The organism is Oryzomonas sagensis, assembly GCF_008802355.1.
Classification (GTDB): domain Bacteria; phylum Desulfobacterota; class Desulfuromonadia; order Geobacterales; family Pseudopelobacteraceae; genus Oryzomonas; species Oryzomonas sagensis.
Window position 1 is genome coordinate 1 of record NZ_VZRA01000007.1, and the last position, 23,503, is coordinate 23,503.

Below are 23,503 nucleotides of genomic sequence, written 5' to 3' on the forward strand. Positions count from 1 at the left end.
TGCCGCTGGCATCATAAGCCTTGGCGGAAAGGGTATAGCTGCCGTTGGCAATGGAGGCGGTATTCCAACTGTAGCTGTACGGGGCGGTATTGGCGGCATACAGCAGAGCGCCATTCTCATAAAATTCAACACTGCTCACTCCCACGTTATCACTGGCAGTGGCAGCGATGGTTACTGTCCCGCTCACCACGGAACCCGTGGCCGGTGACGTCACCGATACCGTCGGAGCCGTCGTGTCGCTGCCCGCAACCGTTACCGAGACAACACCGGATTGCCCCACGTTGCCGGCGGCATCATAGGCCTTGGCCTGCAGCGTGTAGCTGCCGGAGGCAAGCCCGGCGGTATTCCAGGAATACACATAGGGGGTCGCGGTGTCCGTGGCCTTAAGAACGCCGTTCACGTAGAACTCCACCTTCGTTACCCCCACGTTGTCGCTGGCGCTGGCATTGACCGAAACCGTGCCGCTCACCGTCGCACTTGCGGTCGGAGAGCTGAGGGACACGGTCGGCGGGGTCAATTCGGGGATACTGGCGACATTCGAGTAGGAGCTTTCGACACCGGAGGCGTTATAGGCGGCAACGGCAAAGTAGTAGGCATGGGCCGGGTCCAGTCCCGTGATGGTGGCGCTGGTCAGGCTCTGGACATCGAGAGGGGCCGCGCCCTGGGTGGCACCGGTCCCCTGAAAGGGCTGGGTGGCGGAATCTGCCTGGTAATAGACCTTGTAGCCGGTCACGCTCGGATCCGTATCGGCATCCCACTGGAGAACTATACTGGAGGCAAAACAGGTAGCTTGGGCAGCTACGAGTAAAACCATCGTGAGCAGATTGACCAAAAACAATCGGGACTCACCAATCCAGCCATTTCCTGTGTTCTTCCATGTAGCAGTTCTCATTTTGCGTTCTCCTGTTTTTGCCAATAAAAAAGCCGGGGCCGATATACCTTTTGGTATTTCGGCGACCCGGCTGTCTCAAGGAGACCCTGTAGGCTTTCCGTCCCATCCTCGCGGATGGTTTAGTATTATCGTGTACCCTTCTTTATGTAGTTCCTTTATCGCAGAAAGCCCCAAGTAAAGGTGTGACCGGTCTCACAAAATCAAGGAAGTCTTCGTCAGAGGTGTGACCGGGCTCACAAAAGAGATGAATAATTGGAATCGGGAGAACAAGATTTGTTGCAAGGAGGGATTTTACGGCTCGCAGGAGGCAGTCACGCGGTTATCTGATCCCGGCTGAGGTCTACTGCAAGGGAGTGCTTGAACAAACCAGAGTAAAGAAGAGATGCGGGGCAAAAACAACCCGGCTGTCGTTACATTCTCCCCAAAAAGAAACAGCCGGGTCTCCTATACCTGATGATGGTATTTCGGCGACCCGGCTGTCTCAGAGAGACCCTGTAAGTTTTCCGCCCCATTCACACGAATGGTTGAGTATTATCGCGTACCGTTTTTTTGAACTTCCGCTGGCAAATACTCTGAGCAGCAATTCATGTCGACTGAATTCAACACCATGCGACACGGAACAAACAAACCCTTGACCATCTGAAATCACGTGTTTTTATACAGAAGACGGTTTATTTTCACGTGGTGGTGCGGTTTCTCTCTGACGATCTCTCATCAACCGGCAGTTGGTCATTGAACCGTGGCTTTAAGATTCTTCGGCGCAGTCGGACCAGATGCGACACTGCCACCAAGAGTAACTGGATAACCGGACGCATTTGCGGTCCCGGTCGAATCGACAACATACAAATAAGCGGTTGCATTGCTTGCAAATCCACCTTGATTAACCGTCGCAACAATAGACCCAGCTGACCACGACATGAGCGGCTGGATTTCGCAACTTTTCCGAGATGCCCATGTGGAGGCATCGCATAGTTCAACACGAGATTGGCTACCCTTTTGGACATAAATATCATCTTGCCAAACGGTTCCAGCCGTCTGGCCATTGCCAAAATAGTTTTGAAATTCAATAAAATTCCAAGCCGTTCCTAAAACATGTGTTTTCAAACCAGTATAAGTACTTGAGTGCAGAGTGCTTCCTGGCTCATAATGTGTAACAGTAACAGTGCCGTCCGATGCGCTGGTGGAAGAACTGGCTGTAAGGTAATAATCCATTCTATGCCATGTTCCTTCAGTTTGTGGAAATAAGTTCGTGTCTATCCAGACGGTATGATCGTTGCTCGTATTAGGGTCCACGTAAAAATATGTCTGATAAGTACCCCAGTTTGAAAACATTAGCTCTTGCGGTCCATCAACAATAGTATCATTTTGAGAAAATCTCAGCATTTTCCACTGATGATTATTGAGTCCATTGCCAGTAGTGACTTTAACCCAGTATGATACAAATATGGACTCACCGACGCCTATCCCGCTTGGCAGCGAGTAGGAATAAGCCGCCTCTAAAGCACCGTCAGCTGTTGTAGTAACAGCTTTAAGGGATTTACTTCCACTATGCGGAGTATCGGTAGAATAGAGCATGTGTCGCCAGTCTTTATTATTGCTCCAATTATTCCTGGTAAACTCGGCACCGTCACTGCCAGCTTCAACGGCAGTACCTATCGACTCAAAGTTTGCCGTACCTGCCGAGGGGTTGCCGGTGAATCCTGAGCCACCGATTGTAATGCTTAGCCCGTTTTGATATGTGCCGGCAGCGGATACAGCAGAAGAGGTGACACTCGCAGCAGATGTTGCAGTGCTGGCAATTGAAGTGATAGAAGGTGTGGCGCCAGCCACCGATGACCACAGTATAGCCCCAATTACTAATAGTCTTTTCATTATTCATCTCCCTTTTCCCTTAATACTTGGCCACAAAACATTGTCAGACACGCCTTAATTATAAACCCGCTCCAACCGGTAATTAAATAAAAAAACCGAGCCCGTTATACCAATTGTGGCATTTCGGCGACCCGGCTGTCTCGTGGAGACCCAGTAGGCTTTCCGTCCCATTCTCGCGAATGGTTTAGTATTATCGTTTACCCTATGATATTTCTTAAAATAAAAGCTAACAAAAAACCAAATCAAATCATGTGATGTTAATCACAAAAAATATGCAAATTCACTTAATGAGCTACAATCTCATTTCTTTTCTAAAAAGACGTTTTTGAGCCATATACCAGAAAGAAGGCCTGTTTTTATCAATGCTATGTATAATATCTAGCGTTGAATCAAGTAACTTATTTCTACTATTTAAATATTTATTTAAACCAGACATTCCATCACAAACACCTTTTATCCAATATTTAAGTTTTCTATCTCTAATAGAATAAACAAAAGTTGATAAAAGGCCTTTAAAAATATAGATAATTGAATAAGTTAATGGAAAGTTTCTAGCAGCAACCATGAATTGGTTTCTTGTATCATAATAATATCTATACCATGATTTTCTACCAGATTCGGCATGGTGATGAACCAAGCAAATATCGCCACAATATTTAACCTCGTAGCCTGAATTCATAATCCTGAGTGCTATGTCTATTCCTTCATGACTCAGAAAGAAATCTTCCGCATAGTATCCCGCCTTTTCAAATACTTTTTTCCTAAATGCAACTGCGCCTTCAGTAATTTCGTACGTCAAAAATGATTTATTTTCAAACTCGTCAGACCTACAGTGATGAATCCAATTACAAATCTTTCCTTCTATATGATCCACTACTTTAAAATTCAAGGCCCCCAAATTCTCATTTGAAACAAAATAATTAATAATCGTCTCAATTTTATCATCATCCACCCCAAATATATCATCATCAATTGTTATAATAATATCACCGTTTGCCTTTTTAATACCAATATTACGTGCAGCGACACCAATATTGGTACTTGTTTTATGATAAGCAACATACTGATATTGTTTTACAACAATACCAGTATTATCTACTGAATTATTATCAATTACAATTATTTCCAAATTATTATATCTAATATTGGTCAGCGAGGCCAGTAATGTATTTAAAAAATTGGCTCTATTATATGTCAAAATACATATTGAAACTGTTATATTTTTCATAACGAATAATACCTTATATTGTTTTAAATTCAAACAATGCTAGCTTCAACTTAATTAAAAATTGAGCTTGTCAAACTTTACGATCGAGACCGTTGATTAGATACAATTCACTAGTTTTTTCAGTAACTATTTTGTTTATATTGTAAAGTGAAATGGCAACACCACACCCAAGCCACCAATATATTTCATACAAATCCATACCAAAAAAGCCAAGAACCAATCTTATTGCGATATAAGCGAATACCGCCGTTGTAATGCATTGAAGAAATTTTAAATCTTTTATATTTTCCTCTGCCTTAGATTTTATAACGTCACTACTAAAATTATTATACAGTATTTCAGTATTATCTATCAATAAACGTGCTAGATTTTTTTTAATTATACTGAGCATTGTTAACATCTTGTATATTAGCAATAGAAATATAATAAGCCCATGAATTCCCAGGTTTGTCGCCACCTCCAAATACAGATTATGTGTGTCCTGTGACCTATTAAAATATTGTGACCTGACTTTTGGGAATGCTTGTATTCCAACACCGAATGGGTGTTGATAAAATATTTCTATCGCATCCTTCATTATTTCAACTCGCTTCTCAGATGAATGACCTTCTTTTTCTTTCATGGTAAATATTGAATTAAACCTTTCAACATATTGTAATGGAACAACTAAATAAGACAAACTCAAAAAAGCAATGAGAATTAATACGTATTTTGTACGTTTTAGATTAAACATTATAAAAAACATAAAGAAGATAAAACCAACATAACCCGTTCTTGATCCAGTATAAATAATGATATTAAATGAAAATATAGCTAACACTAAAAGAGTTATTTTTATATACTTATTAGATATTGGCCAAAGCGCATATATAAACGGCAGCGTGCCAAGGGCCATCCCTGAAAATGAATTAGGGTGCTCATAGATCGGGGTAGGACCATGAAGCCTCATCACCCCCTGATTTTCCCACATCATACTTCCCGTTATTTTACCGAAAAATCCTTCTTCGCCCATCTTAAAACAGGCCAACAAAAAGGCAGCCAAGAAAAATTTCAAGTGCCGAGGGCTTCTTACAAAACAGGTAATAAACCACGCCATGCACGCAAACTTTATGATTCTATCCCAAAAAACATCAATGGATCTGTCAAAATCATAAGAAAACGGCAAAGAAACCACTAAAATAAAAAAATACAATCCAATATAGGGGAAGAGAGGGCAGTTCCAATTCAACTTAGGAGTGAACAAAACAGACAATACAATAAGAATGGATGCATAAATAAACTCAAATCGTATACTGCCAAGCATTGGTACTCTGATGCCTATTTCCAAAAACCATATAACAACATACCCACATAGCAGAAGGATACTTAGCAGAGATATATCGGGATATTCAGTTATTTCTATTTTATTTTTCATATATTTCGCATAGGTTAGGTGAATTCAAATACGTTATTGTACCCGGCAAATGGAAAATCGGTATTTCCCAGATTTTTCAGGTTTGATACAATCTACAAGCTTAATTGTCACATTAACACCATTTCCGAGCAATTTTATAAAATATTCAGACAATTCATATTGTGTACCTCTACTATAATCTAAAGCAGGAACTACCAATAGAACAATCTGATCCATAGTTTCTTGCACAATCTGCAATTGTGCTATGCCGGAAAATTTCGTCAACGTATTTTCAATCAATGACACGCCAGCGACCCTGGAACCATCCCTTCGGATCAAGTAATCCGCGACTCTGCCGGTAACTTGTTCCATTAAAGGCAGCCCCCTTCCGCAGGAGCACTTTCGTTCGCTTGGAATCCCCATATCCTCAACCTGGTATCGGATAAAAGGCATTGCATAATTCATTAAATCAGTGATTACAATCTTACCTTGTTCTCCTGGCTTTGCAGGAGTATTGTCTTCCTTCAGGAACTCAATGTAGAGATGTTCAATATTCAAATGCAAACCTTCGTGTTTCTCGCATTCAGATGCGATCAGGCTTAATTCCTCACAACCATAACGGTCGGTAACTTTAACCCCAAAAACCGACTCAATAAACTTACGTTCATTTGGCAAAAGCATCATTGAGGTTGATAAGATGCCTCTAGGCTTTATCTCCTTGATTCCAAGCTTATTGACGTATTCCGCCAATATATAAAGAGAATGGGCATGACCATACAAAAGAGATGGTTTGGCGCGCTCCCATTCCGCCGCAAAAGTCTTCACGGCATGTTCCGTGACGTTCATGGTATCTAGATATATCAATGGGTTCAGCAGCCAGTTCTTTAATTTTCCTTTTATATCTTTAGGCAGCTCAGGATTTCCCCATACGGCACCAACGGGTTCCCCAACCTCCCACCCAGTCCATCTGTCATGCCGACGAGCACAGGCGTTGCGCAATTCGCTGCACTTTTCGGTGAGATAAACGTCAAGTGGCTTTCCCGTCGAGCCCCCGGTTTTATAGTGTTGTAGCTCTGCCGTATCAAAATCGCGACTGATCATGCGCAGCGTATTTTTACGAATGTCTTCTTTGGTTAGAAGCGGAATAACGTGCAAATCCTCGGGAGAACGCACTGATTCGGGAGTAATCCCGGCTTTTTCGAACCTTTCGCGGTAAAATGAGTTATTTTCCCATACATGGCAAAGCATGCGCTCAAGCCGTTGCCATTGCCTGTTTTTCAACTCCTCTTCCGGTAAAAATTGTGTTTGCTCCAACTCGCGCCAGTATCGGAGGAGGGGACTGCCGTTAAGCCGGAAAATGAGCGGCTCGAACAGCTTGCGGCGTAGCAGCGACGATGTAATGCTACCCGGCATGGTTCCTCCTTATTGCGTCCCATCTGTCGCAAAAGGAACGATAATAACCTTCCCATTGCGGCATGATGGTTTCCCAGGTGAATTTTTCGATTATTTTTCTTTTGGAATTGCCACCTAGTTTTTTCCTCAATTCCTGGGAATCGGCAAGGCTGAGGATGGCATTTGCCAATGCCACAGCATTGGCTGGTGGAATACAGGCGCCATTCGTATCGTCAACCAGTTCGCTGTTGCCACCGACCGCGGTGGCCACCACGGGGAGGCCGCAGGCCATGTATTCCAATATGGCATTCGACAGGCCCTCCTTGTCGGAACACAAAACGCCGACATCAATATGGTGCAGATAATCGCTCACATTGGCGACAGCGCCCATGAAATGCACTCTGTCGCCGACATCCAGAGTATCGGCAAGGCGCTGTAGTTCCACTCTCAGCCTGTCGTCGCCCAAAATGACTAGTCGAATGATCTTCCTGGGGGCACTAGTCTTCAATTCCGCCAAAGCGTGAAGCAGAATATCTATTCTTTTCACTGGCTTCAGGTTGGCTACGATCCCTATCCACAAGTCGGCACGATACTCTTCGAAAAGAACGGGGCAATCCGGTGGCAGCATTGGGAAGTCAAGACCATTGCCAATTACTGTGATATTTTCAAGAGGTATGTTTTCATATCGAACTATATGTTCCTTTATGGCAAAGGCGTTAGCTGCTATGCCATCCGCTGATCGCAAAACAAACGGTTTGATTTTTTTATACAGCCAATGATAGGAAGGTTCATCGCTCCCCAAGCCCAAATCTCTTCGGCTGACAATCAAAGAATGCTGTTGTTTGCTCAGTAATTTCCCCAACCATCCAACAAAGATCGAATCTTCAAAAAAGGTCTGAACGATATCTATATCCATTTCGCGAAGAAGGCGCTGATAATCTAAAAGGACCAGAGGAAAGCCGGGCTTCAGGAATCCTCTATACCCCAGTGTGACAACCTTGCATGGTAATGAATTTCGTATCATCCATGGAGATTCATACAAACATACCAGCGTGACTTCAAACATATTCCGGTCCAAACGTTCGATGATGCTCAGGAGTTGCTTCTCAGTTCCCCCTTTATCGGAATCGATAGTGTCGATGAGATATGCGATGTGAATTTTTTTTGTCATGAAATGCCTTCACCCATCACTTACAGATAACCAGATACGCGCGACCTGAAGCTCCCCCTGGTTTCAAACCTTCCAACACTGATCCTGGGAATTTCCAGCAGACAATTCTGCGCAGACCATATCCCAGGCGTAGTAGTTACAGCAGTTTCATATCCCGCCAGGTGTACCTGCTCTTTCACGCAACTGTTTAAATTCCCATTAGGATACGCAAAATGCCTGGGCGGTAAGCCGGTCATTCTGGTAATTTCCCGATGAGCCGTTCGAAGTGATTCCTGAACCTCTTGAGGGGTGAGTTGGTCCAATAGTTCATGCCCATGGGTGTGTGAGCCGACAGTAACACAAGCCGAAGCTGCAAGGCGTCGCGACTCCTCCGGGGTCAGCATTTGCAGGGAAGCCCCGACAGCAGCGTATGACTCCAAAATGCTCTCAACGTTTTTATCACGATCCGGCGGCGCCATGAGCTTCAACCTGCTCAGAATTCGCTGGACTTGCTGCCATCGACACTGCTCACTGGCCAGATGAGAAATTTTGTAACGCTCCTTCTGACCATTCAATGTCAGGCAAACGTGTACGTCACGGGGCACATCAAGCAAGTTAATGATCCGGTCGTACCAATACTGTTTTTGGTCCACAACCGCCTGAGTAGCTATAAACACGGTGAATGGAAGTCCCAGCGATTCCATTAACGGCAATACGATATCAATATTCCCCTTGTACCCATCGTCAAACGTCACAACCGCGAATGGCCTATGGTAATTTGGTTTCCCCGTGATCCTATCGAGTGCATGATCCATTGATACAACATCGAAATGGGTCTTCAGAAAGAGCATCTGCCACCGGAAATCCGATTCCCGGACGACCGTCCAGGCAGGCAACTTAAAATCGTCCGGGAGTACCTCGTGGTACATCAGCACGATACCTGAAGACGGAGACATTCGGCTGATGGCGCATTTGGCAACGATCTCCGGGAAAATATATCTAAACAAACGATTCTTGAGCCCCACGCCTATCTACCCCGCACCCTTTTGCATAGTTCTTTGGACTGGTCCAGAACACTGAACAAATGGGAACGCCACGTGCCTCGTTTCATGTCGCATCGATAGAGTACCCGCGACTCATTTGTCCAAATGCCTTTGTAACTCTCATCGCCCTGGAGAAAATTGAACTCAGTCACACCTTTCGAACAACAGTTTTCAAGCGCCAGAAAGAGCAGAACCGAACCAGGGCTCAAATCCCCATAAGCCGGATCATGGGCGACCTGATAGTAAAAAAAACGGTTGCAAAACTCGAAGCCGTAGATGACTGCAATCAACTTGTCGTGCAGGCGAAGCCCATAGAAACGAACCATCCTCGATTCCTGGGCGAGGAGTCGATGCAACGCCTCCACGCGACCACCTTCAAAAGTGCTATCAAGCACTCTTTCCACCGCCCTTTTCTGATGAAGGGCAAATAATGCATCTAAGAAAAAAGCGTGGGTGCCCTTATCCACCGAGAAAACCAACTCCCCGCCGGCCTCCAGAAACTTACGTACCAGGGAACGCAAATTATAACGTTTTTTTTGCTTGAACTCTCCGAGTAAATCAGCGAAATCCCTGGGCAAAATCTTGAATGGTTCTACGGAAACGCTCTTGGCCGGCAGGTTCCAGTCAGCCAGTTCATCCCCTAAAACCCAGTCCAGTATAAATCGATCCCAGCCGGGAACATTCAGCAGGTATTCCCGTATGGCTTTGGCGCATTTTGCCCTGTAATGTTGAGCACTTATCAACCCGATTGGATCCGGGTAGAAATCCGTGCCCAAAAAACGCAGATCCCTCCCACCCAACGCATTAGGTTTGCTGACCAAGGGGAGCACTGCCCTGACACAGCCATCTTGCTTTGCAAGAAGTATAAACAGTTTATCATCTGGGCAGAGGTTCTTCGCGGAAGCCTTTAACCAGTCCCCACAACAAAAAAAACTGGGGTAAGTCATACTTTGAGCAATTTCTGTACAAATGGCCCAAACTTCATTCAGATTGTCTATGCCTGCATACTCAACGAGAAAATTTGAATTCATATTGATTTAAGCATCGTATGTGGTCTACGAATAGTGTTCAGAGGATTAATGCCCATGGCCATCCACCGTATTCACGACATATTCACCGGATCCCTTTGTGGAGACTATTTCTCCGGGAATCCCCACGATCACCCCGTAATCGGGTGTCGGCTTGGTCACCACGCAGTTGGCTCCGACAGCGGTGTGATTGCCGATGGTTATCCCTCCAATGATCTTGCTGCCAGGCCCGAAATATACGTTGTTCATGATTACCGGGGTTCCGGGATATTTTCCACCATAGGTCGTGCCGATGGTCACTTCCTGGTTGATATTGCAGTTGCAACCTATTTTTGCTTCGCAATTCACAATGATCCCACCAAAATGGCCGATGTAAAGCCCTGGCCCGATGTCGGTGTTGTAGGGGATGCTGATCCCGTATTTGAACTGATAATGATTGAGCAGGAGCCGTGCCATAGCATAAATAGGTAAGAACCAAATCCCCTTAGACTTCAGATACCGGGCGGTTCTCATGAAAAAAGAATATCTGAAACCGGGGATAGTTGCATAACACTTCAAGAAGGGACCCAAGTTGCGTTGGCCGCAATACCGGTAAAGGTCGGAAGTAACGATAAAGGTATATTGTTTCCAGTTCATGAAACACCTCTCCCACAGGCCGTCAGGAGATTTTTCACCAAGCCCTTGTATGCAGCCACTTCGGCCGGGTTTTGGCCGATAGCATCTATGAAGTACCAACTGGATTTTTTCCGGTCAATGGGGCGATAGTACTCGCCACGGTTGCAATACGTAACCGCATATGCCTTCCGTATGGTCCAAGCCGAAAGGAGTCCCGGATATGTTCCCAGGAAATTCACCATGATCCTGTCGGAACATCGCTGCCTTTCCTCAAGGTTTTTGGACATCTGCCCCGAATGTCCCATACGGTAATAAAACAGGCGGTCATCCACATAGTCAAATTCGTAAGCCGTAGATATCCTGAGCCATAGATCCCAGTCAATGCCCATTTCCAGGCTCTCGTTAAACCCACCGAATCTTTCAAAACACGACTTCCGGACTATGGAGGAAGAAAACTGCACAAAATTGTCGAACAAGAGCCACTTGGTAACCGCCCCGCGTCGCGGTTGAAGATAGGTGCCTGTCATTTCATAGTCAAAGCTATCGTTGTTCTCGTCAATATATCGTGCCCGGCAATAGACAACTCCCGTACGTTCATTGTCGAAGCAGACCATCTGTTTTTCGAGTTTTTCCACGCACCATCGGTCGTCGGCATCGAGAAAAGCTACAAATTCACCACGAGATCGCTTGATCCCCATGTTTTTTGCAACGGCCTGCCCCTGATTTTCCTGTTGGATATAGACAATCTTCGGATTTTTTAGGTAGTTGCACATGACCTCATCCGTGTTGTCGGTGGAGCCATCATTGACCACGATAATCTCGACATTCCGGTAGGTCTGTTTCAGCACGGAATCAATCGCTTTACCAACGTATTTCCCATAGTTAAAACAGGTGACCACCACGCTGACAAGGGGTGTCATATCCATTGAAAATCCCGTGTATTATGCATTGGCACCATTATCTCCTACTTTCTTGAGTCCCATGGCCATCAAAATCGTTCGTGCAATCCCCTTCCATGCAGTCACGGCCTGTGACCAGCACGGATTGCCCGAAAGCGCCTGCCAATCCTTTTGCATGGCCCGCAGATAGTGGCTATGATTCGCATAATAGCGGGCAAGGCCCATCTGGCAACCGGCGATGTAACGGTTCAAATGCGTACAAACTCTTGGGTCCTGCTCGTTGTCTCGCAGCAAACTACGGCTATAAATACCATCAGACAGCATCTTGGTTGGATCACTGCTTGTATTATTTTCATGAAGCCTCCTCAACATTCCAACTTCATTAACAATACCCACGGAGCTATGTCGAGCTAATCGGTAGTAGAAATGAAAATCTTCGCAGACCCTAAGTGTTGGCTCAAAGCAAGGTTCATATTGAAGCATACTTTTTCTGAACAATAATGTTCCTGCGATACCAAAATTCTCTTGTGCCAAGATAAGACACGGATCTTCAAGGATCAATTCTTTCTTGGCTTTTAGTTGCAGCAACAGTTGTGGACAAGTTTGAAAATGTGATTCTAAATAAAAAGCACCTTCATTGAAATTGCGATAGTCACAGAATACCAGCCCAACATTGGAATGACGTTCCATGAAATCAACCTGCCGGAGGATGTGGTCCGGCACCATGATATCGTCGGCATCGATAAAGCAGATAAGATCTCCTAAGCTATGCGTTATGCCCGTATTTCGCGCGATACCTGCGCCGCTGTTGTTTTGGTAATGGTAACTGATTGTAGACGTATATTTTTCAATAAGCTCACTTACAATTGCGCCGGTAGTATCAACAGAACCATCATCAATAACTATCAATTCAAAATTTTGATAGGTCTGTGACAACACACTCTTAATCGCTTCAGCAATAAATTCTGATGCGTTATATGCCGGCATGACGACAGACACCAATGGTTGATATGATATTGGGAGGTTTTCGCCTGCCATTTAACCAGCCTTCCCTTTAAGAATATAACCAGCACTATTAGATATTCAATTCCGTCAAAGGATATGGCAGCCCATTGCAAACCGATGCTCTAAAAAAATCGAATGAGCCCTCATAATCTTTAAGAACTCCATTTAGTCAAAAGACGCTTGACCTTTATCACCGGTTCAAAAACCGCTTGCGGCAGACTGCACAGCAGATAATAAACTATGCTCCGCGTATCGAAGGGACATATCTTCAGCGCCTTGGACAAACAAGACTTGGCCTTTTTTCTATCTTTCACGTCATAATAATAGATAAATGCATATTTTCTATAAATGGTGTTCAGGTTGAGTTTAGCCGCATTGCGCACCCTATGCTTATCGAGTCCAACCAAATCGCCGCTACGGGCAATTTCGGAATTAATAATAGAGACATACCCATCCAGCATTTCGTCATATCTCTTGGAGAGACTGCCAGCTCTTAGGCGGTAGCAAACGAGCTTTTCCGCGCAAAATACAATTCTGAACTTCCGTGCGATTCTCAACCATAGTTCATAGTCCTCACAGAGGATATCCTGATTGAATAAACCGGCCTCAACCAAGCAGGACTTACGAAGCAAGGTTACAGAAGGAGTGTTGATACGATTCCTTCGCAGAAATTCAAGGTAGACATCTCCACTGGGCATGCTGGAGGGACGCTCGTTGACGATATCCCTGCCGTGTTCATCGATCAGGGATGGATATGAATAGACCAGAGCGCAATTGGGCTCCCCTTCGATGGTACGGACAAGGCTCTCCAGGTTTCCTGGCAGCCATTGATCATCATCATCAATGAAAGCCACATATGAACCATTTGCTGCGCTTAGCCCCAGGTTTCTGGCAGCGCCGCACCCAGCATTGTCCTGTCTTAAATAGATAACCCTGTCAGAGACCGGGGCGAGTACGGAACGGATGTCCTGGCTGGAGCCATCATCCACGACAATTATTTCGAAACGTGGATACGTCTGATCGAGAACGGACTGAACTGATTGCAGCAGGTATCGCGTACCGTTGTAGGTTGGAATGATAACACTCACCAGCTCCATATCTTGTCTCCACGAAAATGCGATTAACCTATACTTGTCGCCGGACAATCTTAGTTGAATCAGAATATCTTATAGGCTCAACCACTCAAACGTCACAACGTAACTACTTCGAAGCTTTCACAGGTATTATTTTCAAAATAAGTGTAAATACTCTGAACAAATTCATGGAACCGCGTTAAATGTTCAGGAGCCAAATAAAACGCCTTGATTCTAACGTTGTGGCCCAGGATAATATTACAATTTTGCAGTGCGGAGCAAAAGAAAGATGCGAGTATTTTGGGCATATTTCCCTTGACAGTGATTTCATATTCAATCGGGCCGTCAAAGCATTTGACCTCAAATCCCAGACATCCTTTGATCTTATCAATCATTTCAATCGATTCGCGCGGATGGGGGATATAAAACATCTTTTCGCCGGCAAAATATGACTTTATTTTCTTTAAATATTCCAGATATAATTCCTTTTTTATATAACCGTCTTCAACCAGGCATTGTCCCAGAAAAAAGACTTCATCAGAAGGCAGGGCACGTGTAACCATTTCCCGCAAATAGTCATACTTGTTTCGAATCAAACGATCACCAGTTCCTACTTCAATGTCATATGCTGAAAAAAAATTAATAGTACCGGCATCGTTATCATTCCACTCGATGTAGGACTGCCGCCACATCCGCCGTAGTCCCCCCAAAATTGAGCCTGCTTCTTTCGGGCATGCTTTTCTTAGAAGATAGTTCTTTCGTTCGTCGTTAATCTTTATGACATCCGTACCGTCGTCAATGATATAAAGGGTCTCGTGTGGGAGAGTATTTGCAAAGTGCCGCATATATTGTTTCCACTCTGCAAGATAATTGCCTAGAAAAATATTCTTGACCCTGCCAAAGGACGTCGCAATATTGTCCAACTTTTTTCTATTCTGGTACTGTTGATAATCATAACGGAATCCCCGGATTCTATTGGATATGGTTTTACCGAGGAATCTGGACTCAAAATCCATCGTGTTATTATCTAAAGCAAAAAAGCAAAGGCTGTCCCAGTCATCCGCACCAGCTAATCTTTCGAATAGCTCTTGGGAAAAACCAACCCCCAAGCGTACAACGAGGTGGTTATTCACAAGCTCGAAATATTTTTTCGCTTCCATCGCATTGAGCAACTGTAACGGTGATTCGATCAGGAAAACATTCCCATAAGGAGTTCTCATAATAAATCTTCTCCAACGTCAGCCCTGAAGGTCCAATCGTTCATCATGGCCTTCAGGTCCCCGTTCGCGCCGCAGCCTGAAACCACGCCGATGACCCCAGCAGTTCGTCGTAAGACCCCTGGTTGACAATATGACCATGCTCCATGTGATAGATGATATCACAATCCTTTACCGTGGTCAGACGGTGGGCGATCATGATGATGGTTTTTTCTCCCGAAAGGGTACGAAGGGCATCCATCACCGCCTCCTCGGTAATACCGTCCAGGGCGCTGGTGGCCTCGTCCATGATCAACACGACAGGGTTGCGATACAGGGCACGGGCAATGCCGATACGCTGGCGCTGGCCGCCGCTCAGGCGCACTCCCCGCTCCCCGATGACCGTCTCGAAGCCGTTGGGCAGCTCTTGCTCGATAAACTCGTTCAGGTTGGCAATACGGGCGGCACGAATCACGGCCTCCATGTCGACGTCCTCCTCTGGGACACCAAAGGCGATATTGCGGGTGATGGTGTCGTCGCAAAGGTAGATGTGCTGAGGCACGTAGCCCAGGTTGCGTTGCCAGTTGGCGACAGTGTCGCCGCTGACCTCGCTGCCGTCCACCAGCAATTGACCCTGGGTCGGGCTCAGCAGGCCGAGGATGATATCCACGGTGGTTGTCTTGCCGGAGCCCGTGGCGCCGACCAGTCCGATGGAGGTGTTGGGGGAGATCGTCAGGCTGATTTCTTTGACGGCAGGTTCTTGAGCTCCGGCATAACGAAAGGATACGCCCTCGAGCACGAGTTTTTGTGTGAACGGCAGGGGCTTCAGGCTCTGAGCATCGACAACGGCGACATCCGGATCGGCTGACAGCGGACTTTCGCACATATCCTGATGCAGGATTTCCAGGGTGGGCAGGCTTACGCGCACCGCCGAAATGCTGGCAAAGATCTGCTGCAGGGCCGGCATCAGCCGGTATCCGGCAAAAGCATAGATGGAGAGGAGCGGGACTATCTTGCCCACATCTTTCTCGGATTCCAGGGAATAGATGACGATCAGCAGAATGCCGCCGAAAGCGATGGTTTCCAGGGCATACCGCGGAAGCTGGGAGATAACGCCGACCGTGGCATTCCGCCGCGCATGACGCAGGGCATGGGCCGCGAACCTGTCCAGGAAGACCCGCTCCCTTCCCAGGATCTTCAGGTCCTTGATGCCGCTCAGTGCCTCGCTGGCCGCCTTGAACTTCATGGTGTTGGCTTCAACCTGTTCCCGGCCGATGCGGACCAGGCGGCGGCGTACCACAAGGTAGATCGCGCCATAGGACCCGCCGAGAACGACGATAATGGCAACGGCAACGAAGGGATCGACGACCATCAGAAAAGCCATGATAAAGATGCAGAGCAATGAGCTTGACAGGAGCTGCATGCCGGGGCTGAGAATCCCGGCGATAACGGTCCGGGCCTCGGAGAGCACATTCTTGCCCATCTCGGCGGTGTTTCTGTTGAGGAAAAACTCATAGGGCCGTGACAGGTACGCCGCGAGAAGTCGGCGCGCCAGGTTGTAATTGAGCCTGTTGTCGTACCGGAGCGTCAGCCAGGTGGTCAGGGCCTTGAACAGGTTGCTGAAGACCATGAGGCCAAGCACCACGATTCCCAGAAAGAACAGAAAGCTCTGCAGGCTGCTGAATTGGAAGAAATCATAGGCATGTTTCAGCCACCGGTTGGTCCGGATCACACCCGGATTTGCAACAACCGCCATGAAGGGAAGGATCGAGGCGATGCCGGCCATCTCGACGAAGGCCATACTGACCAGGGCAACGAACTGAACATAGAGTTGGATCTTTTCTCTTTTGGAAAGCAGATCAAACATTTTTCTGATGGTTACGAGCATGAAATAAGGTCTCCGGGACATAATCGTTGAAAATTAGGCACTTCTTTACCGCATGCCTCGGCTGGCAATGGGAAAATCACCTCAAAGGTCTGTTGGAGGCCGGCCTCACGCAAAGGGCTCGAGCCCTATCACGAGGCCCGTTCATAGAGCTGCCCGTGGAAAATCACCTGATTTCCAAGAGCCCTTTTGCGGCCCAGCGGGACAGATAGTCCGAGACACAGGCTTCCTCCAGGCCGACCCTATCGGCCAAACTCTTTGTCGTAACCGGCCGCTGCAACGTTGGTATCAGGTCCATGAGCAGCCTCATCTTCCTCCTCTCATCGCTTGGAGCATCACCAAACGCCACTTGGCCGAGATCAATGTAGAGATCGTAGCGAGGGTTGGAAAGACAGATATTCCCCTCAAACGTCTTATACACAAGTGACGATGCCTCCAAGAGTTCCACCGTTTTTTCCAGCACGCCGACCGCCTCCTCGAGACATGCCTCGCTCATGAGGGAACAGTTGTCCCGTGAAGAATGGTACTCGGGGTACGGCATGCGCGACAGGGAGCAGGACGGGATGCCGTAGGCCTCCCAGATATACTCGTCATTGATGATAATGCTCTCAAAAGCCCCACGGCGGTACGGTATCCCCTGCCCCCCCATGACCGCGGCCATCGCCTGTTCGAGGTTCGAGTCGGCGCCCCGCGATTCCTGGAGGGCAAGCCCCGTTTGCGAACCGAGCATCCACAGACAGGCACATTCCAGAATCCTTCCGCGCTCGTTCTTATCCTGCTTGCCGAGATAATATTCCGTACCCATGATCCCTTGGGCGAGAACCAGTTTATAGGTAAACTTGGTGTTCTTTCCGGCAAGGCGCCGGAAAAGCTCTATCCCGGCAACAACGCCGGCCAAGCCGTCATTGGCGACCCCGGGGTGGTCAAGGTTTGCGCAGAAGGTAAAGGTTTCGCCAAGTTCCCCCCTGTGGGTGAATTCCAGCATCTTCAGAGATCCTTGCGACTCCTCCGTTTCAATAACGACTTCGTATTCGCCTTCCTGAAGTCCGTCATAGAAGGTTTTGGGGACACAGAAACCCCACTCCCTCTGCCAGCTCCTGAAGAGTTGCCTGAAGTGGAACGTAATCGAATCGTCATACCGGTGATCGTAGTGAAGATGCCGTTTCAGTTCCTGAAGGCCGACCTTCCCATGAAACCTTTGCGACAAGGAGATGACGGCCAGGGCATGCCACTTTCCGTCATAGATGACCTGGCCATCCTTGAGAATCTTTGCTTCCTTGACGTCCCATTTGGGGGGTATGACCCAGCCGTTGTATTCCTCGTCAGCATGGTATTCAATAACCCTGAACGGCAGGATTTTCCGCAGGTATTCGATTGTCCTGTCATAATCGCTTGAACAGATGACCCTGTTCAGGGGGGTCAGGTCGTGCAATATCTCCATCATCAGACTCACGTTTCTTCTCCCGGTTCCGCGGCAATTACCATGGCAACCTGTCAGACCATGATTTTTCTGGTCCACTCATGGAGCCCGGCATCGTTTCTCTTCGGCAGGTCATTGGTATCAAGCCGCGAAAGAGCCAAAGGATTCTCGCGCTCCAAATCCGCGATCCCGACGCTTACCGATAAACCGATCCGGCATCCTTTCATGGCCAGAATCGAAAGCAGGGAATCATTGTAACCACCATACGGATAGCACATTACCCAGTTTTCGAGGTCACACCCGATGCCGCCCAGGAACTCCAGCGAGAGATCGATCTCCCGTTCCTGTTCCTCTTTTGAAAGCGAGTCCAGCCAGTAGTGGTCATAGCCGTGGCTTCCGATGAACATGCCGTTTCTCCGCATGCACTCGAGTTGCTCCGCGTCCATGTATAATTCCCTGGCAAAGGCAGCCTCGTCGCCGGTAACAAACTCGGCGAACAGCTTGTCGACCATCCTTGCCCTGAGTTCTTCCGGAAGCCCCTTCTGCAGTATCCTCTTGATGAAAACGACATCCGCCGTATCGTAGCGGCCCGCCACCGCCAGTCTTTCATAGTAGGATTCAGGCCGGTCGAGAGCGTATCCTGACTGGTTTTCGCTGATGTCGGAGAAGATTGTTTGGATGATTCGTGCCTTGTCGGTTACCGATGCGAGAACAAAATGGATCTTGTTCACATCGAGCACGAGATGCTTGGTGACCGCCTTGGCCGGCGGGAAAAAACACCCCTGTATTCCGTATCTGTCGAGAACAGGGAATACGTTGGTGAAATGATCGATATAGCCGTCATCAAAGGTTAACAGAAGCGCCTTCGGCGGCAATTCGTACCCCTTCGTCCGAGCCGCATGAATAAGCTCCTCCATCGTTATGGGGGTATAGTGCGCACGCATGTAGCCGACCTGGCCGACAAAATCCTGCAGATCCAACCCTTTGATCCCGGGATATCGGGAATGTTTCAGATCCCGTACGAAGTGATACATGACAATGGTGATTTTTCTGGGCATACGCACCTGGCTCGATAAAATTCTTGTTTGCGTTGCATGCCTGGTTGAGACGACGTGGCACGACGCCGGTTATTCATGGCACCATCATATCACCACACGCTCAGTCCTCCATCCACCACGATATTCTGCCCCGTCACATAACTCGATGCATCCGAAGCCAGATAGATCAAGGCACCGACCATTTCTTCGCCCTGCGCCATGCGGCCGAGGGGGACGCGTGCGGCGTAGCGCTCCTTGAAGGTTTCATTCTGCCCGCTCTCGACACCGGCGGGAACGAGGGTATTGACCCTGATCCCCTTATCGGCCCAATAGGCCGCCAGGTATTTCGTCAATCCGACAACCGCAGCCTTGGAGGCGGCATAGACCCCCGGATTGCTGATCTGTCGCCCCAGATAGAAGGAACCCTCGTAAATTCTCTTGTCAGAGGCAAGGATGCCATAGATGGAAGACGTCTGGATGATGCTTCCGCCTGTCCCCTGGAGTACCATCCGGCCTCCCACCGCCTGGGCGACCAGAAACATGCCGTCAATGTTGACCGCCATGACCTTGCGCCACTCCTCAAGGGAATAATTTTCGAACGGCGCGAAAAAAGCCTCATGATCAGACGACTTGGAAGCAGCGTTATTGTGCAGGATATGCACGTTGCCGAACCGCTCCACCACCCTCTGCACCATGGCGCTTACAGATCGCGGATCCGATACGTCGCAGGAGACTCCTTCCGCCTCGATCCCGAATTCTTCAGCCAGTTCCCGGGCGAATTCCGCCGTTTTGTCGCCATCCAGATCAACAACGGCAACATTGGCGTTGAACTCGGCCAGCCCCTGGCAGAAACGGCGGCCGAGAATGCCCAGCCCACCGGTCACGATCGCGGTCTTGCCCGTTAGATCGAACATGTTCCTATAGGTGGATTTCATGCAAAAAGACCTTCCTCCCCTGGGATTGGGACATCCTGCCCGCCATGAGAAGCCGCATGGCTCCGAGCGTTTCCTCCGGGTCAATGGCGGGCCTGCCCTCCTTGATGGATTGGCAGAAGTGCCATAACATCCTGCTGAACATGGAAAAATTATCGGTGATCTCATGGGAGGAAATCTTCCTGGTCCCGAAAAAATCGACGCGGAAGCATTTCGTCACATCCCCAAGGGCGTCGAGTTGCAGGAGCGACCCGTCATCCATCTGGACGGCAACCGAGGTATGGGGCGCATCGAGTGCGACCACCGAAACGGCCCGGGAACGGACGACATTGGAGATGGCGTCCACGAGATGAATCCCGTATTTCTCCCATGAATTGAGGATGGTCCCGCGAATCAGGCGGATATCCCCATACTCGTTCAGCGCGGCCCGCGGCTCGTCGAGCTCTTTGGCGTAGCGCATGCCCGCACAGGACATGAGTTTTCCGTTCCTCAGATATTCTCCCAAGGTCGCCAGTTCGGAGATGGAGAGACTCAGGGGCTTGTCGACGAAGACGTGCATGCCTGCCTTCAGAAAAGGGATTGCCATGTCGAAGTGATTTTCGTAGTCGTCGCGGGCGATGATCACCGCATCCACGTTGCCGATCATATCCTCGGGGCGGGAGACCGCATGGGGAATCAGGCAGGCTTCGCACAGCCTTTTTGTTACGTGCGGGTCCTGGCTCCAGCAATGGGTCACCCCAACCCCGTCGATGCCGAATTCGGATGGATCACGGCGCCGTACGTAGTCGTAGATCACGGGCCATCCGGAAGCGGCCAGCCCGGCATCCGAATAACCGTTTATGATCGAGGAAAACGAAAACGGGTGACCATTGCCCTCACTCACCCCTATCATGCCGAGCCGGATCATCACAGAACCCTCCTGTAGCGTTCATCGGCCTTTCCCTCCAGCCAGCTGATTCCCTCCAGTTCCGGGAAAAGGGGAATCTCGTATCCCAGCCAGAAAAAGCGGCCGGAGGGGCCGTTTTCATCCAGTGACAACAGGTAGTCAACCGTCGGGTGGCAGACGGAAGGGGGCATGGGGGCGTCAGGCGCCATGTTGCTGCGAACCGGCCCTGGGCTCATCAGGTTGATCTTGATATTGTAATCGTTGCACTCCTTTGCCGCCGTCACCGTGAAAGCGTTCAATGCGCCTTTTGACGAGCTATACGCGCCGTATCCCGGGAAACAGTTCAAAGGCGCACCGGAGGTCACGTTGATCACCCTGCCGAAGTTATGGGCCTTCATTGCCGGAATGGTCTTCTTCAGGATATACAAGGGGGCAAAACAGTTAACCCGAAAGGAACGCATGACATCATCCATGTCCAGGGAGTCGAACGTTCCGCCTCTATTCACCCCGGCGTTATTGATGACATACGGTATGTACGGATGGTTCTCCAGGATATGCCCAAGGCCGCTTTCCAACTCCTCCGGCTTCGCCAGGTCAATGCAATAGGTCGTTACATTCCGGTTGTGCCGGAAGGCGTCCTGAATGGCCTGTCCCTGCCTGGCAACAGCCAGCACATGGTATTTCCGCGAAAGGTATTCCGTCAGCGACAGGCCGACGCCGCTGCTGACGCCGGTGATGAGAACCGTATCGTTCATTGCACGCCCCTCCCCGCAAGGATGGCTTCCGCAAGAAAGACATCATTCCAGCCGTCGATATCAACCGACCTCTCCGCCGGCATAACGACCGCCGCCGAGTTGCCGAAGAGGATGCTGGGGACATCCGCCGTCAGTCCGTCGGCCCGGAACGCATACACGGCGCCGTTCAACTGGTAGGCCCTGGGGAGCTTTTGCCGGGGCAGCCACGGGTTGACGCCGGGGATGAACACATCCGGTTGGCCGTTCTCGATCCTCCATGCCCGACACGGGTTCAATTCGGCCTCCTTGAAGGTTGCGACAGAGTCGATGGCGCTGTCTTGCAACAATGCGAGGCACTGCCGTATATCGTCGGCGCTCCGCAAGGGTGAGGTGGGTTCCAGCAGCATGACGATGTCGGCGCTCTCGCCCTCGTTTCGCAAAGCTTCGATGAGATACCGCAAGGTGTCGATAACCAGGGCGTCGTCCGCGGCAAGCCGGGAGGGCCGGGAGTAGACTTCGGCCCCGCTCTCTCCGGCGACCCGGCCGATCTCGTCGTCGTCGGTGGACACGATAATCCTGTCGATTTCGCCCACCTGCTGCGCAACCTCAACGGTCCAGCACAGCAAAGGCTTTCCCGCCAGCGGCGTTATATTTTTCCGCGGTATCGACTTGCTGCCGCCCCGGGCGGGTATGACCGCCAGTACCCTCTTCCCCTGTATCATCTCTTTACGGCTCCCATCGCGGCATTGCCCGCGGCATCAGAAATTCAGGTGCAAGGTATCCAACGCCTTCTTGTATTCGGCCCACTCCCCGACATCAATCCACGACTTTTCGCTGACCGGGTAGATGCCGACCTTCCCCCCGGACTCCTTTACCTTCTCGATAAGATGGGTAAAATGGAAAAATTCATTTTCCGGGATGAAGCTCAATGTTTCCGGTTTAACCACATACAAACCGGTATTTACCAGGAAGTTGTATTCGGGTTTCTCACGTATCCTGCTCAGGATGCCGCCGTTTTCCACCTCGCAGACGCCGTACGGGATATTGTAGTTCTTGAGGGAAGCCACCAGGGTGATGTCGTTGTCGTTGGTCAGGTGGTGCTTCACCACATCCGGGTAGTCTGCCTTGATGATGACGTCGCAGTTCGTCACGATCAGGGGCGTGTCGATCTTGCCGCACAGATACCGCAGGCTGCCGGCAGTCCCCAATGGCTTGTCCTCGTATATGTACTCGATGGTGTAGGCAGGGCCCAGTTCCTCGAAATAGGATTTGATTATCTTCGACTTGTAGTTGACGGAGATGTAAAATTTGTCGACCCCGCAGACAACGAATGAATCGATTATGGTCTCAATGACGGTCTTGTCGCCGAGCGGGATCAGCGGCTTCGGCAGTATCCTGGTAAAAGGATCGAGCCGGGTCCCCTTCCCCCCGGCCATGATGACGACCGGCAGGCGGATCGGCGCGAGTTGCCGGCCGGCCTGCACCTCTCCGAAGACATTCTCCCAGAGCAGGACCTCGATGATCTCCCTTTTCCCGTTGACGACCGGAATGCACCCTATCTTCTTCTCCAACATCGTGGCTTTGATCTGTTCCAGATCGTAACCGGCAGTTGCAAGGCACGGCATCGTGTTGCAGATGCTCTCCACCGTGCCGTCGAGACTTCCTTCCGCCAGAATCCAGCGCCGGATGTCGCCGTCCGTCAGGGTGCCGATCAGACGCTCTTCGCCGTCAACGACAAACAGGGTTCTTCGTTCGGTCTCTTCAAGCTGCAGCAAGGCGTCCTTGACCCGTGAACCGTTCCTGATCATGAGCGTGGTAATCAT

The 23,503-nt window shown here is 49.0% G+C and carries 21 protein-coding genes and 2 riboswitches; all 21 genes read right to left on the bottom strand.

Translation table 11 applies throughout. The features are described 5' to 3' along the window. On the bottom strand, nt 1–892 hold an 892-nt coding region (locus tag F6V30_RS15535; protein ID WP_151157922.1), incomplete at its 3' end, for an Ig-like domain-containing protein. 57 nt (nt 893–949) lie between these two features. After that, nucleotides 950–1,026: riboswitch (cyclic di-GMP riboswitch) on the bottom strand. Nucleotides 1,027–1,621: 595 nt separating this feature from the next. Further along, nucleotides 1,622–2,764: a hypothetical protein gene (locus F6V30_RS15540; RefSeq protein WP_151157924.1), complete on the bottom strand. Its 1,143-nt coding sequence runs from the start codon at nt 2,762–2,764 to the stop codon at nt 1,622–1,624. 122 nt (nt 2,765–2,886) lie between these two features. Beyond that, nucleotides 2,887–2,963: riboswitch (cyclic di-GMP riboswitch) on the bottom strand. A 93-nt stretch (nt 2,964–3,056) separates the two neighbouring features. Then, the gene (locus F6V30_RS15545) at nt 3,057–3,992 is read right to left on the bottom strand and encodes a glycosyltransferase family 2 protein (protein ID WP_151157926.1); all 936 of its coding nucleotides are present in this window, start codon (nt 3,990–3,992) and stop codon (nt 3,057–3,059) included. 70 nt (nt 3,993–4,062) lie between these two features. Continuing rightward, the gene (locus F6V30_RS15550) at nt 4,063–5,406 is read right to left on the bottom strand and encodes an O-antigen ligase family protein (RefSeq protein ID WP_151157928.1); all 1,344 of its coding nucleotides are present in this window, start codon (nt 5,404–5,406) and stop codon (nt 4,063–4,065) included. A 33-nt stretch (nt 5,407–5,439) separates the two neighbouring features. Further along, nucleotides 5,440–6,798, bottom strand: coding sequence for a phenylacetate--CoA ligase family protein (locus tag F6V30_RS15555; protein ID WP_151157930.1), 1,359 nt, complete (start codon nt 6,796–6,798; stop codon nt 5,440–5,442). Next, complete coding sequence (locus F6V30_RS15560; RefSeq protein ID WP_151157932.1) at nt 6,788–7,948, bottom strand: glycosyltransferase; 1,161 nt, start codon at nt 7,946–7,948, stop codon at nt 6,788–6,790. Before F6V30_RS15560 ends, F6V30_RS15555 begins: the two co-directional genes overlap by 11 nt. Nucleotides 7,949–7,968: 20 nt before the next feature. Beyond that, the gene (locus tag F6V30_RS15565) at nt 7,969–8,952 is read right to left on the bottom strand and encodes a polysaccharide deacetylase family protein (RefSeq protein WP_151157934.1); all 984 of its coding nucleotides are present in this window, start codon (nt 8,950–8,952) and stop codon (nt 7,969–7,971) included. Between the two features lie 2 nt (nt 8,953–8,954). Then, entirely contained in the window at nt 8,955–10,001 is a 1,047-nt protein-coding gene (locus tag F6V30_RS15570; protein ID WP_151157936.1) for a GNAT family N-acetyltransferase, read from the bottom strand. A 45-nt stretch (nt 10,002–10,046) separates the two neighbouring features. Continuing rightward, entirely contained in the window at nt 10,047–10,634 is a 588-nt protein-coding gene (locus tag F6V30_RS15575) for a serine O-acetyltransferase (RefSeq protein WP_151157938.1), read from the bottom strand. Next, nucleotides 10,631–11,539 (bottom strand): glycosyltransferase family 2 protein, encoded by a 909-nt coding sequence (locus F6V30_RS15580; RefSeq protein ID WP_246163560.1) that lies wholly within the window; start codon nt 11,537–11,539, stop codon nt 10,631–10,633. The genes F6V30_RS15575 and F6V30_RS15580 overlap by 4 nt, the downstream gene beginning before the upstream one ends. Nucleotides 11,540–11,554: 15 nt before the next feature. Continuing rightward, nucleotides 11,555–12,550 carry a glycosyltransferase family 2 protein gene (locus F6V30_RS15585; protein ID WP_151157942.1) on the bottom strand — a complete coding sequence of 332 codons (996 nt, stop codon included), beginning with the start codon at nt 12,548–12,550 and terminating at the stop codon, nt 11,555–11,557. 119 nt (nt 12,551–12,669) lie between these two features. Beyond that, the gene (locus F6V30_RS15590; RefSeq protein WP_151157944.1) at nt 12,670–13,614 is read right to left on the bottom strand and encodes a glycosyltransferase family 2 protein; all 945 of its coding nucleotides are present in this window, start codon (nt 13,612–13,614) and stop codon (nt 12,670–12,672) included. Between the two features lie 92 nt (nt 13,615–13,706). Beyond that, entirely contained in the window at nt 13,707–14,810 is a 1,104-nt protein-coding gene (locus tag F6V30_RS15595) for a polysialyltransferase family glycosyltransferase (RefSeq protein WP_151157946.1), read from the bottom strand. Between the two features lie 52 nt (nt 14,811–14,862). After that, a complete protein-coding gene (locus F6V30_RS15600) occupies nt 14,863–16,674 on the bottom strand; it encodes an ABC transporter ATP-binding protein (RefSeq protein ID WP_151157948.1) in 1,812 nt (603 codons plus the stop codon). Between the two features lie 163 nt (nt 16,675–16,837). Then, nucleotides 16,838–18,115 (bottom strand): DUF4910 domain-containing protein, encoded by a 1,278-nt coding sequence (locus tag F6V30_RS15605; protein ID WP_246163577.1) that lies wholly within the window; start codon nt 18,113–18,115, stop codon nt 16,838–16,840. 50 nt (nt 18,116–18,165) lie between these two features. Next, nucleotides 18,166–19,149 (bottom strand): polysaccharide deacetylase family protein, encoded by a 984-nt coding sequence (locus F6V30_RS15610; protein WP_151157952.1) that lies wholly within the window; start codon nt 19,147–19,149, stop codon nt 18,166–18,168. An 89-nt stretch (nt 19,150–19,238) separates the two neighbouring features. Further along, complete coding sequence (locus F6V30_RS15615) at nt 19,239–20,063, bottom strand: SDR family oxidoreductase (RefSeq protein WP_151157954.1); 825 nt, start codon at nt 20,061–20,063, stop codon at nt 19,239–19,241. Further along, on the bottom strand, nt 20,047–20,967 hold the full coding sequence (locus tag F6V30_RS15620) for a Gfo/Idh/MocA family protein (protein ID WP_246163579.1): 921 nt from the start codon (nt 20,965–20,967) through the stop codon (nt 20,047–20,049). Before F6V30_RS15620 ends, F6V30_RS15615 begins: the two co-directional genes overlap by 17 nt. Next, complete coding sequence (locus tag F6V30_RS15625) at nt 20,967–21,701, bottom strand: SDR family NAD(P)-dependent oxidoreductase (RefSeq protein ID WP_151157959.1); 735 nt, start codon at nt 21,699–21,701, stop codon at nt 20,967–20,969. The genes F6V30_RS15620 and F6V30_RS15625 overlap by 1 nt, the downstream gene beginning before the upstream one ends. After that, a complete protein-coding gene (locus F6V30_RS15630) occupies nt 21,698–22,402 on the bottom strand; it encodes an acylneuraminate cytidylyltransferase family protein (RefSeq protein WP_151157961.1) in 705 nt (234 codons plus the stop codon). The genes F6V30_RS15625 and F6V30_RS15630 overlap by 4 nt, the downstream gene beginning before the upstream one ends. Nucleotides 22,403–22,438: 36 nt before the next feature. Then, entirely contained in the window at nt 22,439–23,503 is a 1,065-nt protein-coding gene (locus F6V30_RS15635) for a nucleotidyltransferase family protein (RefSeq protein WP_151157963.1), read from the bottom strand.

Coding starts and splice junctions, on each gene's coding strand:
- F6V30_RS15540 (WP_151157924.1), bottom strand. CDS start 2,764: ATGAAAAGACTATTAGTAATTGGGGCTATACTGTGGTCATCGGTGGCT.
- F6V30_RS15545 (WP_151157926.1), bottom strand. CDS start 3,992: ATGAAAAATATAACAGTTTCAATATGTATTTTGACATATAATAGAGCC.
- F6V30_RS15550 (WP_151157928.1), bottom strand. CDS start 5,406: ATGAAAAATAAAATAGAAATAACTGAATATCCCGATATATCTCTGCTA.
- F6V30_RS15555 (WP_151157930.1), bottom strand. CDS start 6,798: ATGCCGGGTAGCATTACATCGTCGCTGCTACGCCGCAAGCTGTTCGAG.
- F6V30_RS15560 (WP_151157932.1), bottom strand. CDS start 7,948: ATGACAAAAAAAATTCACATCGCATATCTCATCGACACTATCGATTCC.
- F6V30_RS15570 (WP_151157936.1), bottom strand. CDS start 10,001: ATGAATTCAAATTTTCTCGTTGAGTATGCAGGCATAGACAATCTGAAT.
- F6V30_RS15575 (WP_151157938.1), bottom strand. CDS start 10,634: ATGAACTGGAAACAATATACCTTTATCGTTACTTCCGACCTTTACCGG.
- F6V30_RS15580 (WP_246163560.1), bottom strand. CDS start 11,539: ATGGATATGACACCCCTTGTCAGCGTGGTGGTCACCTGTTTTAACTAT.
- F6V30_RS15585 (WP_151157942.1), bottom strand. CDS start 12,550: ATGGCAGGCGAAAACCTCCCAATATCATATCAACCATTGGTGTCTGTC.
- F6V30_RS15590 (WP_151157944.1), bottom strand. CDS start 13,614: ATGGAGCTGGTGAGTGTTATCATTCCAACCTACAACGGTACGCGATAC.
- F6V30_RS15595 (WP_151157946.1), bottom strand. CDS start 14,810: ATGAGAACTCCTTATGGGAATGTTTTCCTGATCGAATCACCGTTACAG.
- F6V30_RS15600 (WP_151157948.1), bottom strand. CDS start 16,674: ATGCTCGTAACCATCAGAAAAATGTTTGATCTGCTTTCCAAAAGAGAA.
- F6V30_RS15605 (WP_246163577.1), bottom strand. CDS start 18,115: ATGATGGAGATATTGCACGACCTGACCCCCCTGAACAGGGTCATCTGT.
- F6V30_RS15610 (WP_151157952.1), bottom strand. CDS start 19,149: ATGCCCAGAAAAATCACCATTGTCATGTATCACTTCGTACGGGATCTG.
- F6V30_RS15615 (WP_151157954.1), bottom strand. CDS start 20,063: ATGAAATCCACCTATAGGAACATGTTCGATCTAACGGGCAAGACCGCG.
- F6V30_RS15620 (WP_246163579.1), bottom strand. CDS start 20,967: ATGATCCGGCTCGGCATGATAGGGGTGAGTGAGGGCAATGGTCACCCG.
- F6V30_RS15625 (WP_151157959.1), bottom strand. CDS start 21,701: ATGAACGATACGGTTCTCATCACCGGCGTCAGCAGCGGCGTCGGCCTG.
- F6V30_RS15630 (WP_151157961.1), bottom strand. CDS start 22,402: ATGATACAGGGGAAGAGGGTACTGGCGGTCATACCCGCCCGGGGCGGC.
- F6V30_RS15635 (WP_151157963.1), bottom strand. CDS start 23,503: ATGATTACCACGCTCATGATCAGGAACGGTTCACGGGTCAAGGACGCC.